At 45.7% G+C, this 13,290-nt stretch carries 9 protein-coding genes; 4 read left to right on the top strand and 5 right to left on the bottom strand.

Annotated elements, in window-relative coordinates:
• Positions 1–60 precede the first annotated feature (60 nt).
• On the bottom strand, positions 61–2,226 hold the full coding sequence (pta, locus tag ACQEXT_RS01805) for a phosphate acetyltransferase (protein ID WP_426950365.1): 2,166 nt from the start codon (positions 2,224–2,226) through the stop codon (positions 61–63).
• 120 nt (positions 2,227–2,346) lie between these two features.
• A complete protein-coding gene (locus tag ACQEXT_RS01800; protein ID WP_426950362.1) occupies positions 2,347–3,543 on the bottom strand; it encodes an acetate kinase in 1,197 nt (398 codons plus the stop codon).
• A gap of 350 nt (positions 3,544–3,893) precedes the next feature.
• On the opposite strand from ACQEXT_RS01800, the gene yfbV reads away from it, so the two are divergent.
• The gene (gene yfbV, locus ACQEXT_RS01795; RefSeq protein ID WP_138973341.1) at positions 3,894–4,346 is read left to right on the top strand and encodes a terminus macrodomain insulation protein YfbV; all 453 of its coding nucleotides are present in this window, start codon (positions 3,894–3,896) and stop codon (positions 4,344–4,346) included.
• Positions 4,347–4,469: 123 nt separating this feature from the next.
• On the opposite strand, the gene ald is transcribed toward yfbV, so the two are convergent.
• Entirely contained in the window at positions 4,470–5,594 is a 1,125-nt protein-coding gene (ald, locus tag ACQEXT_RS01790; protein ID WP_138973340.1) for an alanine dehydrogenase, read from the bottom strand.
• A gap of 174 nt (positions 5,595–5,768) precedes the next feature.
• Here ald and lrp point away from each other — a divergent pair, with 174 nt between their 5' ends.
• Both lrp and ACQEXT_RS01780 read left to right on the top strand, forming a co-directional pair.
• Complete coding sequence (gene lrp / locus ACQEXT_RS01785) at positions 5,769–6,263, top strand: leucine-responsive transcriptional regulator Lrp (RefSeq protein WP_004414493.1); 495 nt, start codon at positions 5,769–5,771, stop codon at positions 6,261–6,263.
• A gap of 181 nt (positions 6,264–6,444) precedes the next feature.
• Positions 6,445–9,354 (top strand): DNA translocase FtsK 4TM domain-containing protein, encoded by a 2,910-nt coding sequence (locus tag ACQEXT_RS01780; protein ID WP_426950360.1) that lies wholly within the window; start codon positions 6,445–6,447, stop codon positions 9,352–9,354.
• Between the two features lie 196 nt (positions 9,355–9,550).
• On the opposite strand, the gene dsbB is transcribed toward ACQEXT_RS01780, so the two are convergent.
• Together dsbB and nhaB are read right to left on the bottom strand one after the other, a co-directional pair.
• Positions 9,551–10,072 (bottom strand): disulfide bond formation protein DsbB, encoded by a 522-nt coding sequence (dsbB, locus tag ACQEXT_RS01775; RefSeq protein ID WP_426950359.1) that lies wholly within the window; start codon positions 10,070–10,072, stop codon positions 9,551–9,553.
• A gap of 88 nt (positions 10,073–10,160) precedes the next feature.
• On the bottom strand, positions 10,161–11,750 hold the full coding sequence (nhaB, locus tag ACQEXT_RS01770) for a Na(+)/H(+) antiporter NhaB (RefSeq protein ID WP_426950358.1): 1,590 nt from the start codon (positions 11,748–11,750) through the stop codon (positions 10,161–10,163).
• 684 nt (positions 11,751–12,434) lie between these two features.
• On the opposite strand from nhaB, the gene fadR reads away from it, so the two are divergent.
• Complete coding sequence (gene fadR / locus ACQEXT_RS01765) at positions 12,435–13,274, top strand: fatty acid metabolism transcriptional regulator FadR (RefSeq protein WP_138973336.1); 840 nt, start codon at positions 12,435–12,437, stop codon at positions 13,272–13,274.
• The last annotated feature ends 16 nt before the right edge of the window (positions 13,275–13,290 follow it).

Genomic DNA, 13,290 nt, shown 5'->3' with positions numbered 1-13,290 from the left:
GATTTGAATAAAAGAAACCCCCGCCGAAGCGAGGGTTTGTATCACTAATAAGAGATTGGGTTAGTTAACCGCTTTCTCTTCCGCTTGTTCTGCTTGAGCCGCCTGAATCGCTGTTAGTGCAACCGTGTAGACGATATCGTCAACGAGAGCACCGCGAGATAGGTCGTTTACAGGCTTACGCATACCTTGAAGCATTGGACCGATAGAGACTAGATCTGCTGAACGCTGTACCGCTTTGTATGTCGTGTTACCAGTGTTTAGGTCTGGGAATACGAATACTGTTGCTTTACCCGCAACTGGAGAGTTTGGCGCTTTAGAAGCCGCTACGTTTTCCATGATCGCTGCGTCGTATTGTAGAGGACCGTCGATAACAAGATCAGGACGCTTCTCTTGAGCAATCTTAGTCGCTTCACGTACTTTGTCTACATCAGCACCCTTACCAGATTCACCAGTAGAGTATGAGATCATTGCAACGCGTGGTTCGATACCGAATGCGGCTGCTGAATCAGCAGACTGGATAGCGATTTCCGCCAACTGTTCAGCTGTTGGATCTGGGTTGATCGCACAGTCACCGTAAACCAGAACCTGGTCAGGAAGCAGCATGAAGAAAACAGAAGATACGATAGACGCATCAGGTGCAGTCTTGATGATTTGGAACGGAGGAACGATAGTGTTCGCAGTCGTGTGAACTGCACCAGAAACTAGACCGTCTACTTCGTTATTTTCAAGCATCATAGTGCCTAGGAACACTGAGTCTTGTAGCTTCTCACGAGCAACAACTTCAGTCATACCTTTCGCGCCACGTAGCTCAACGAGACGCGCGACGTAATTTTCACGTACTTCATCAGAGTTGATGATCGTTACGCCCGCACCGAGTTCGACGCCTTGCTGCGCAGCAACACGTTTGATCTCTTCTGGGTTACCCAAAAGCACACATTCAGCGATACCACGCTCTGCACAGATAGCCGCAGCTTTAACTGTACGTGGCTCATCACCTTCAGGAAGAACGATACGTTTACCTGCTTTACGAGCGAACTCAGTTAGCTGGTAACGGAATGCTGGAGGGCTTAGACGACGAGACTTCTTAGTACCTTCAGTCATAGACTCGATCCAGTTGCCATCGATGTTGCCAGCAACGTGCTCGTTAATGAACTCGATACGCTCTTTATCGTCAGCAGGAACTTCGATGCTGAAACTCTGTAGGTTCAGAGAAGTCTGCCAAGTGTTACCTTGCGCTTTGAAGATAGGCAGACCAGAATCGAACGCAGGCTTACATAGGCCAACGATCTGTTCTGGGATATCGTAACCGCCAGTCAGAAGGATTGCACCGATTTCAACACCGTTCATTGCAGCTAGAGCCGCAGCAACGATGACGTCAGGACGGTCTGCTGAAGTGACTAGCAGTGAACCTGGCTTGAAGTGTTCAATCATGTTTGGTAGCGAACGTGCACAGAAAGTGATGCTCTTAATGCGGCGAGTTTTAATATCACCAGCATTGATGATATCCGCATTCAGGTGCTTAGCCATATCGATAGCACGTGTCGCGATTAGGTCAATGCTCCATGGCACACAACCTAATACACGGATTGGAGATGTGTTAAAGATCTCCATTACTTTCATTTCGTTTTGCTTCGCACTATCAGCATCGTCAAAGATTTCTGATAGGTCAGGACGCGTACGACCTGCTTCATCAACAGGCGCATTCAGTTTGTTGATGATAACGCCTGAAATGTTCTTATTCTTAGTACCACCGAAGTTTGAACATGCAACTTCGATGCGCTCTTTAAGTTGCGCAGGGTTGTCTGTACCTGGAGTGGCAACAAGCACGATTTCAGCGCCAAGTGTTGCCGCGATTTCTGCGTTTACTTGGTTTGCAAATGGGTGCTTGCGAGTTGGTACTAGACCTTCAATAAGCGTTACGTCTGCATCATTGTTGATCTGGTTGTAACGCTCAACCACTGTTTCTAGTAGTTCATCCATGTTGTCATTACCGATTAGGTTTTCGGCAACAGACATTGTCATAGGTGTACCAATCTTCATATCGCTGTTAGCGCCAACGATTGTTGACGTTAGATCTGGCTGATCGCCGCCAGAACGTGGTTGACAGATTGGTTTGTAAAAAGAAACTTTAACGCCTTTGCGCTCCATTGCGCGCAGAACACCCATGCTTACGCTAGTAAGACCAACACCAGCACTTGCAGGGATAAGCATAATAGTACGAGACATTCGTAGAGTACCTTTAGCTATTGGGGGAAAAGCTCAACTGCGTGTTCCTGACTAAAACGAGGATAGAAGTTGAGCCCCATAGTAAGAAAACCGGCTGACGAGGTCAGCCGGTTAAGTCAATTAAAGACCTGCTAGACGAGCAGTGTCTTCAGCGATAACTAGCTCTTCGTTTGTAGAGATAACCATTGCTGGAATACGGCTGTTTTCTGTTGTGATAGTGCCTTCACCACCGAAACGAGCTTTAAGGTTTGCTTCGCTATCGACTTCGATACCGAAGATGCCTAGACGGTTAAGAACCATTTCACGGATTGGGCCTGAGTTTTCGCCGATACCGCCAGTGAACACGATAGCGTCTAGACGGCCTTCAAGAGAAGCTGTGTAACCCGCTACGTACTTAGCTAGACGGTGACAGAACACGTCCATAGCACGAGTTGCTTCTTCTTTCTCACCGTAGTTGTCTTCAACGAAACGACAGTCAGAAGTCACTTCAGTTAGACCCGCTAGACCAGACTCTTTCGTTAGCATGTTGTTGATTTTCTCAACTGAGTAACCAAGAGTGTCGTGTAGGTGGAAGATGATTGCAGGATCGATGTCACCACAACGAGTACCCATTACTAGACCTTCAAGAGGAGTTAGACCCATAGAAGTGTCTACTGACTTACCGTTCTTAACCGCACATACAGAAGCACCGTTACCTAGGTGACAGTTGATGATGTTTACTTCTTCAACTGGCTTGCCAAGGATGTTAGCTACTTCACGTGTGATAAATAGGTGAGAAGTACCGTGCATGCCGTAACGACGGATACCGTGCTCTTTGTACAGGCTGTATGGAAGAGCGTAAAGGTAAGACTCTTCTGGCATCGTTTGGTGGAAAGCAGTATCGAACACAGCAACGTTTTTCAGCGCTGGGAAAGATTTTTGAGCTGCTTTGATACCGATGATGTGAGCAGGGTTGTGAAGAGGTGCCAGTGTTGCACAGTCTTCGATGCCTTTAAGTACGTCGTCAGTAATTAGTGCAGACTGAGTGAACTTCTCGCCGCCGTGTACAACACGGTGACCGATTGCTGCTAGGTTCTCAGAAAGCTCTGGCTTAGAAGCAAGAATAGTTTCTACCATGAACGCTAGTGCTTCTTCGTGAGCTGCACCGTTGCCCAGTTGAGCTTCGTGCTTACCGTCAAGTTTCCACTTGATACGAGCTTCTGGAAGGTGCAGACATTCTGCAAGACCCGTTAGATGCTCATCACCGCTTTCTGCATCAACAACAGCAAATTTAAGAGAAGAACTACCGCAGTTTAAAACTAAAACTAGCTTTGACATGAGTGACTACCTGTAATAATCAGTTAGGATAAAAATTAATCACAAGAATAGACGATGCATTACAAGCTGCGTACTAATCTTGGTCAAAAAAACTTAGAATTCCATATAAAAAGACAGTGGCGATCCAGATCAACCACTCTTGCATCCGCTGCAGAAAGGTCTCAAGAGTTGCTTAAATTGTAAATAACGGCAACAATGAGATTGTGGGTCCGCAAAGGATAACGATAATAACCAATGATAACAAAAAAAATTTGAAAGAATATTAACTTTCATCAATTTTTTGTCCTTATAGTTGAATCTTTCAACTAAATTTTAGTTTTGGACCCACGGACGAAGTGAGAGAGCCCCCTATGAGTAATAAAGTCGGTTTAGTTCACAGCCTACGAGACGGGCAAAAGTACATGGATATTTGGCCCATGCGCAAAGAGCTGAATATGCTATTCCCTGAGCAGCGGATCATTAAAGCAACTCGCTTTGGTGTAAAAGTGATGCCCGCTATTGCCGCGATCAGCGTACTTACCCAAATGGCGTTCAATAATTACCAGTCGATGCCTCAGGCCGTGATCATTGCATTATTTGCGATCAGTATGCCGATTCAAGGCATGTGGTGGTTAGGGAATCGATCTAATACTCAGCTTCCGCCAGCACTTGCCGGCTGGTACCGCGAAATTTACCAAAAAATTGTCGAAAGTGGCTGTGCGTTGGAACCGATGAAATCGCGTCCTCGCTATAAAGAGTTAGCACAGATACTCAATCGTGCGTTTCGTCAGTTAGATAAGTCAGCGTTGGAGCGCTGGTTCTAATATAAGCGACGAGCTTCTAGTGAAAAGTGTTGGCATAGCAAATGTTGTGTCAATAATTGCTCGCCACTCAAACAAAAAAACGCCCACCGAAGTGAGCGTTTTTATCAATTCAATCATTCAACATTAGTTGAACATAGCGATTGCTTGTGCTGGTTCTACATACTCTAGGTTAAAGCTTTCAGCCACTTCTTTACACGTTACTTTACCGTGAATGACGTTCAAGCCTTCTAGGAAGCCTTTGTCTGCGAGTAGGGCTTCGCGGTAACCTTTGTTAGCAAGTTTAACAATGTACGGCAGTGTTGCATTGTTAAGAGCAAACGTAGAAGTACGAGCAACTGCACCTGGCATATTTGCAACACAGTAGTGAACTACGTCGTCAACGATGTAAGTTGGTTCTGCGTGCGTTGTTGCGTGTGAAGTCTCGAAACAGCCGCCTTGGTCGATTGCTACGTCAACAACCGCTGAACCTGGCTTCATCTTAGCGATATGCTCTTTTGTTACTAGTTTAGGCGCTGCTGCACCTGGGATTAGTACTGCGCCAATAACTAGGTCAGCTTCTAGAACATGCTTCTCAATGGCATCTTCTGTAGAGTAAACCACTTTTGCACGACCTTGGAATTCTTCATCCAAACGACGTAGAGCGTCTACGTTACGGTCAAGGATAGTTACGTCAGCGCGTAGACCTACAGCCATACGTGCCGCGTTAGCACCAACGACACCGCCGCCGATAACGACAACTTTAGCTGGCTCAACACCAGGTACACCGCCAATCAGAAGGCCGCTACCACCGTGAGATTTCTCTAAAGTTTGTGCACCCGCTTGAATAGACATGCGACCTGCTACCTCAGACATTGGCGCAAGTAGTGGCAACCTACCCATATTATCTGTTACAGTCTCATATGCTATACAGACAGCTTTGCTCTTGATTAGCTCTTCAGTTTGTGGAAAATCTGGTGCTAGGTGCAAATAAGTAAATAAAATTTGCCCTTCTCGAAGCATAGCTCGCTCGACAGCTTGAGGTTCTTTAACCTTTACAATCATTTCTGCTTTCGCGAAAACGTCAGCAGCGGTAGGAAGAATGGATGCGCCTACAGCGATGTAATCATCGTCTGAAAAACCGATGCCTGAACCGGCATTAGTTTCAACAAAAACTTGGTGACCTTGAGACACTAGCTCGCGAACGCTCGCTGGGATCATACCAACACGGTATTCGTGGTTTTTGATTTCCTTAGGTACGCCAATAATCATCCTGAATCCTCATTTTATGTTAGTTGTATAAACTATGATGGTTGTATTAACTGTTTGTAGGGTAATTCTGTCGAATTAATATCTAGTATAGATATGTTTGAATAAAATTTGATACTGAATATTAAAAAGTTGTAGTATATTTTTTTGCAAGGAAGTAATAAGGTGGAATAAAAAATGGCAGACAACAATAAAAAGCCGTCCAAGGATCTAGATCGCATCGACCGCAACATTCTTAATGAGTTGCAGAAAGATGGTCGAATTTCGAACGTAGAGTTATCAAAACGTGTAGGACTTTCTCCTACACCGTGTTTGGAACGTGTACGTCGTTTAGAGCGTCAGGGGTACATTACGGGTTATACCGCATTGCTTAACCCGCAATATCTCGACGCGTCATTACTCGTGTTTGTAGAGATTACGTTAAACCGAGGTGCACCAGACGTGTTTGAGCAGTTCAACACCGCGGTGCAGAAACTGGATGATATTCAAGAGTGTCACCTAGTTTCTGGTGACTTTGACTATTTGTTAAAAACACGTGTATCAGACATGAGTGCTTACCGTAAGCTTCTGGGTGATACGCTTCTTCGTTTACCAGGTGTTAACGACACACGAACATACGTGGTAATGGAAGAAGTCAAACAAACCAACCAGTTGGTGATCAAAACTCGATAGTTCTGACATGATCTCAAGCCTAAAGTCCTAATAGCTTTCGATATTCTGACTTTAAGCAATTGGGTTTTTGCGCCTGATATGGTTAAATCGATAGTCCGAGTAGCGTTGCTGCTCGGACTATTTTTTTCTTACCGATCAGAGCCTCTTCGCTCATTGGTGTTTCACATAGATAAAGTTGGTTATGTTTAAAGAAACCAAAAATAAAGTACATACGATCATTAAGACGGGTGAGGAATCACCGACGTCCCGCCTCAGCGGTCCACAACGCCTTCAGGAATGTAGTTTGATCGTGATTGTTTTAATTTCGATATTCCTATCAGTGGCACTGACGACCTTTAGTGCCGCCGATCCTTCGTGGTCGCAAACCGCATGGGGGGGAGAGATAGATAACGCTGGTGGGCTCGTGGGAGCTTGGTTGGCGGATACGCTGTTTTTTGTTTTTGGTTCTTTAGCTTATGTGATTCCATTTGTGGTGACGGCAACGGCCTGGGTCATGTTACGCAAACGCGAAGAAGGTGAAACGCTCGACCTCATGCTTTGGGGGGCTCGATTGTTAGGTCTCACGGTCATCATTTTGACCAGCTGTGGTTTGGCGGATATCAACTTCGACGATATCTGGTATTTCTCCTCTGGCGGGGTGATTGGTGATGTCTTGACCAGTCTTGCCCTTCCAACACTGAATGTTTTAGGTACCACTTTGGTCTTTCTTTTCCTGTGGGGGGCAGGGTTTACCTTGCTCACGGGTATTTCATGGCTGTCGATAGTTGATTGGCTCGGAGAGAAAACCATCCAACTCATTACTCTGTTGGTTAACAAGATGAGAGGTCGTCAGGATGAAGTTCTCGAAGCGGAACTCAATCATTACGAAAGTACGGATTCTCTAACCATTGACCCTGAAGAAGCCCAACCACAAGCCCAGCCAGCAACGCAAAGTGAAAGACGCTTTAATATCCATATGCCAGAGATGGCAACGGTCAAAACCGTAGAACCTGCGCCTCAACCTCAGGTTCGTGAGACAGCAGAACCAGAGTGGCAAACGACGGTTGAACCATCGATGGAATTCTCCGCAATGACCAATCATGCGGAGGTAGAACCGATCGACCCAGCACCAACGCTTGAAAGAACCAAGCAACTTGGTGCTACGATTGAAGAGTTAGAAAATGCTGCGCGTAGCGTTGATGATCTTGCGCCAAGCCCAGAGGTTACCGCGAGTGTGGAAGAGCAACTCAGTGTTGCTTGCGCACAAGAGTCAGCACCATTACCGTCAGAATCATCGAATCAAGAGAGGGTTGATCTGCCTTGGCACACTGACTTGGTTGAAGAAGAGATTATTCAGCCTTCAATTAGCGATTCTGACTTGGCACAAATCTCTTCTGAAATTACCCCTGACGAAGAGTATCAGGAACCTGTTATTTCATCCTTTGATGTCGTTGAAGATTCTGCGGCTGAAATGGTTCATCCACTAGAGGCAGAAGACATTGCTGATAAAGACGCGGCGGCTCTGCACAACCTAGTTGAAGAAGCGAAAGCAAAAGTGGTTGCACAGCAGAATCCATTTTTGGTTCAGCACGAGCCAAATCTGCCGAAACCTCTTGAGCCGATGCCAACTCTTGAGCTGTTGTATCATCCAGAAAAACGAGAAAACTTTATTGATCGCGAAGCGCTGGAGAATATCGCTCGTCTGGTAGAAGCCAAACTGGCAGACTACAAGATTCAGGCAACCGTTGTTGATATCTTCCCAGGCCCTGTCATTACAAGATTTGAACTCGATCTCGCACCGGGTGTGAAAGTAAGCCGAATCTCTAGTTTGTCGATGGATTTAGCTCGTTCGCTATCTGCGATGGCGGTTCGTGTTGTCGAAGTGATTCCAGGCAAACCTTATGTTGGTTTAGAGCTACCCAACATGAGTAGACAGACGGTTTTCTTCTCGGATGTGGTTGGCAGCCAGCAGTTTATTGAAGCCAAGTCTCCAACGACGGTTGTACTTGGTCAGGACATTGCCGGAGAGGCCGTGGTTGCCGATCTGTCTAAAATGCCACACGTTCTGGTGGCGGGTACCACAGGTTCCGGTAAGTCCGTGGGTGTCAACGTCATGATTCTCAGTATGCTATATAAAGCCACACCTGAAGAGGTTCGCTTTATCATGATTGACCCTAAAATGCTGGAATTATCCGTGTATGAAGGGATCCCGCACCTCCTTTCAGAAGTTGTTACCGACATGAAAGACGCATCCAATGCTCTTCGCTGGTGTGTGGGTGAGATGGAACGACGCTATAAGCTGATGTCGTTACTCGGGGTACGTAACATTAAAGGTTTCAACGATAAGCTAAAAATGGCAGCAGAAGCGGGGCATCCGATTCACGATCCGCTTTGGCAGCCGGGCGACAGTATGGATGAACATGCTCCGCTATTAGAAAAGCTACCATATATTGTTGTTATCGTTGATGAATTTGCAGATCTTATGATGGTAGTCGGCAAGAAGGTTGAAGAACTGATTGCTCGACTTGCTCAGAAAGCCCGTGCAGCCGGTATTCACTTGATTCTGGCGACACAGCGTCCTTCCGTTGACGTTATCACCGGCTTAATTAAGGCCAACATACCAACACGTGTGGCATTCACCGTTTCGACTAAGACGGACTCTCGTACCATCTTGGATCAGGGTGGCGCAGAGTCGCTACTTGGCATGGGTGATATGCTCTACTTGCCTCCAGGTTCTAGTCACACTGTACGTGTTCACGGCGCATTCGCCTCGGATGATGATGTTCATGCGGTAGTGAACAACTGGAAAGCGCGCGGTAAACCAAACTATATTGATGAGATCACTAATGGCGATCAAGGGCCTGACGCGCTGTTGCCGGGTGAGAAATTGGAAGATGATGAAGAGATGGACCCACTGTTTGACCAAGTCGTCGAACACGTGGTTCAGTCACGTCGTGGCTCAGTTTCAGGGGTGCAGCGCCGCTTTAAGATTGGCTATAACCGAGCGGCTCGAATTGTCGAACAGCTTGAGGCACAAGGTATTGTCAGTGCGCCAGGTCACAACGGCAACCGTGAAGTGTTGGCACCAGCTCCCGGTAGGGAAATGAACTAGCGGGCGTCGCCCGCTGTTTAGAGAGGGCGAGAATGCTTCGCTGCGAGAGTCGAGAACGAACTCCGCCCTGCGAGACATATCTGTGGTGAGTGAGTCGCAAGATACTGGCAGGTCAGCTCCTTTGTAATTTAATCCTCCAGATATAAAAAGAAAGGGTTGACACCATGTGCCAACCCTTCAAACTTTTCACGACTCTCTATCGCTTACTCTTCGCCAATTGCGCAACCACTACAACAGCCAACGCCACTAAGTTTGCAGCAAAAATCACCACTAGCCACTGTGGCATTGATAGAGTCAGGAATTGCCACACCACCTTGCTGCAGTCACCGTAAGCTTCAAACATCCATGGAACCCACTTGTTGAGCGGTGCCCAGTCTGGGAAGGTCACAAACAGGTCACAGGTAGCGAATGGTGATGGATTAAATTGGTAATCAACGTGCTGTAATGCCAAAGTCAGACCTTTGTATGAGCTCGCGCCCCATGCCGCAAGACCTAGCCAACGAATAACAGGGTTGTTTGGGGCAATTAAACCAACTAATGCTGCTCCACCAATGCCGAGCATTGCAACTCGCTCATAGATACACATCACACATGGCGATAGCATCATCACATGTTGAAAGAAGAGGGCGCATGCTTCAAAGAAAACAACGAAGAGTAACAGCAACAACCAAGACAGTCGTCTTTGTGAAAATGTTTTGATACTGGAAAGAATGTTCACACAGATATCCTGTAGTAATAAAAAAGCTCTGAGTTATCAGAGCTTTTTATCGCGGAAAAGTTTCTCTATCAACAAAAACTTTTACTATTTAGTGTCCAGAAGATACTGCTGGGGCAATATCACCCACGTGAGGCATAATCCAACCAGCGTCGTAGAACCAAGCGGTCATTGGTTCTACCAAGAACACAATACCTGCTAAACCAACCAGTGCTAGCACTAGGGTGTAAGGCAGTGCCATCAGCACCATACGGCCATATGAAAGGCGGACTAGAGGAGCTAATGCAGACGTCAGCAAGAACAGGAATGCTGCCTGACCGTTAGGGGTAGCAACTGATGGTAAGTTCGTACCTGTGTTGATTGCAACCGCTAGTAAATCAAACTGCTCACGAGTAATAACACCTTCAATAAGAGCCGTCTTAACTTCGTTGATGTACACCGTACCAACGAATACGTTGTCTGATACCATCGACAGCAAACCGTTCGCCACGTAGAACAGAGCCAACTGAACTCCCTTATCTTCAACATGAAGTACTGCGTCAATCACTGGCTTGAATAGTTGCTGGTCAATGATTACCGCTACGACAGCGAAGAATACCGCGAGTAGTGCTGTGAACGGCAGAGCCTCTTCGAACGCTTTACCCATAGAATGTTCTTCAATTACGCCCGTAAACGCAGTTGCGAGGATAATCACCGAAAGACCGATCAAACCTACTGCTGCTAAGTGAAGCGCTAGACCTACAATCAACCAGACAGCGATGATGCCTTGGATCCATAGTTTGGCAACATCTTGGTTTGTACGTTTTTTGCGCTCCTCGTTGTCGAAGTCGACTAGGATCTGACGTACGTTTTCAGGTAAGCGTGCGCCGTAGCCAAAAACTTTGAGCTTCTCGACTAATACACAAGTCACCATACCGCAGATGAAAACCGGCGCCGTCACTGGCAGCATGCGAATGATGAACTCACCAAATTGCCAGCCTGCTTGGTCGGCAATGATTAGGTTTTGCGGCTCGCCAACCATGGTCATTACACCACCAAGTGCCGTACCGACACCTGCGTGCATAAGCAGTGAGCGAAGGAAAGCGCGGTAATTTTCTAAGTCATCACGAGTTAGCTCTGAGAGGTGATCATCTTGAGTATGGTCGTGTGATGCATGCGGGCCTTGTCCTGATGCGACTTTGTGGTAGATAGCGTAGAAACCCACTGCAACACTGATAACAACAGCGATAACGGTCAAAGCATCAAGGAATGCCGATAAGAAAGCCGCCGCGAAACAGAAAGCTAGCGATAGCATGCTCTTAGAGCGAATACCAAGCAGTATCTTAGTAAAGATAAACAGCAGTAGCTGCTTCATGAAATAGATACCTGCAACCATGAAGACCAGCAGTAACAGTACTTCGATGTTGGCGACAAGTTCGTGCTTAACCTGCTCTGCGCTCGTCATACCGATAGCAACCGCCTCAATTGCCAACAAGCCACCAGGCTGAAGTGGGTAACACTTTAATGCCATGGCAAGCGTGAAGATAAACTCAGCGACGAGTAACCAACCAGCGACAAATGGGTCGACAAAGAAGAAAACGAGAGGGTTAATGATTAAGAATGAAATGATGGCAATTTTATACCAATCTGGGGCTTTACCAAGAAAGTTCTTAATAAATGCATTTCCGAGTGACATCGGCATGATTCAAATACTCTTATATGTTGTTATGAATAGACACTGCAAGTGCTTGTATCTATTAACCAGCAGGCTACTTGTTCTGTCTAGGGGGGAAATACCCCTAAATAGGAACCAACCTGATTCAACAGTGACTTAGAAAAACAACATCGAGATCACGTTCATGTGGTCTTGCCAAGTCACTCCCTGAGAAAAACAAGCACTCCTTTACTTTGGTCGCCACTGTACTCTTCGAAGAAATTTAGTCAATGGGAAAAATAACGCTAGCGTTTTTATCTACAAACTTTTGTTTAAAAACGCGATCAAAGTGGCGTAAAAACAGGATGAGAGTTGTGAAAAACAAGGTTTAATGAGAGCTGACGTTTGAAAGCTTAGAATAAGAAAGAATATGTAATAATTATGAATGAAAATTACCTGTAAAGATTGCAATTATTAAATCTTAAATTTTGCGGATGGAGCTCGATATATAAGGGGTGATCAATGTTTATAATATGTTAAAATTGAAAATTCCGCTGTTTCGTTGACCAATGTCTGTCAATGAATTCTGCATATATTTAGAGCTATAGCTCTATTGTGGTTTTGACGCACGTTTACTGAGTGTTTACAGAGTGATGGTTTCCGATATGTTAGAACTAGTGGTATGATGAGTTTCATTAGACCCATAAAAATACAAGATTGGATAAGTTATAAATGGTCATTAAGGCAAAGAGCCCAGCAGGATTCGCAGAAAAATACATTATTGAGAGTATTTGGAAAGGGCGTTTCCCTCCAGGTTCTATTCTACCAGCCGAACGTGAGCTCTCTGAACTGATTGGTGTTACACGCACTACTTTACGTGAAGTACTGCAACGCCTTGCACGTGATGGCTGGTTAACCATTCAACACGGTAAACCGACACGTGTAAATCAATTCATGGAAACGTCAGGTTTGCACATCCTCGATACGTTAATGACGTTGGATGCAGATAATGCGACCTCGATTGTTGAAGACTTGCTTGCAGCACGGACAAATATCAGTCCAATCTTTATGCGCTATGCATTCAAAGCGAATAAAGAGAGCGCGGAAAAAACCATCTCCAACGTAATCAATTCATGTGAAGCACTGGTTGCCGCGGAATCTTGGGATGTGTTTATGGAATCGTCTCCATACGCAGATAAGATCCGTCAACATGTAAAAGACGATGGTGAAAAGGATGAAGCGAAACGTCAGGCAACTTTAATTGCTAAAACGTTCAACTTCTATGATTACATGTTGTTCCAACGCTTGGCGTTCCATTCAGGTAATCAGATTTATGGTTTGATTTTCAATGGCTTGAAAAAACTGTATGACCGAGTGGGCAGCTACTACTTCTCAAACCCAGAAGCACGTGAACTTGCACTGCAATTCTACCGTGATTTGCTCGAAGTCTGTGAAACAGGCAATCGCGAGCAGATTTTAGTTGTTGTTCGTCACTATGGTATTGAAAGTGCGCAAATCTGGAATCAGATGAAGACCACCTTACCAACGAACTTCACAGAAGATGATTGCTAATTCAGTTGTTTTCGAC

The sequence above is a fragment of the Vibrio sp. TRT 29B02 genome (assembly GCF_050113655.1).
Lineage (GTDB): Bacteria > Pseudomonadota > Gammaproteobacteria > Enterobacterales > Vibrionaceae > Vibrio.
This window is presented reverse-complemented; position numbering and strand designations above follow the sequence as displayed.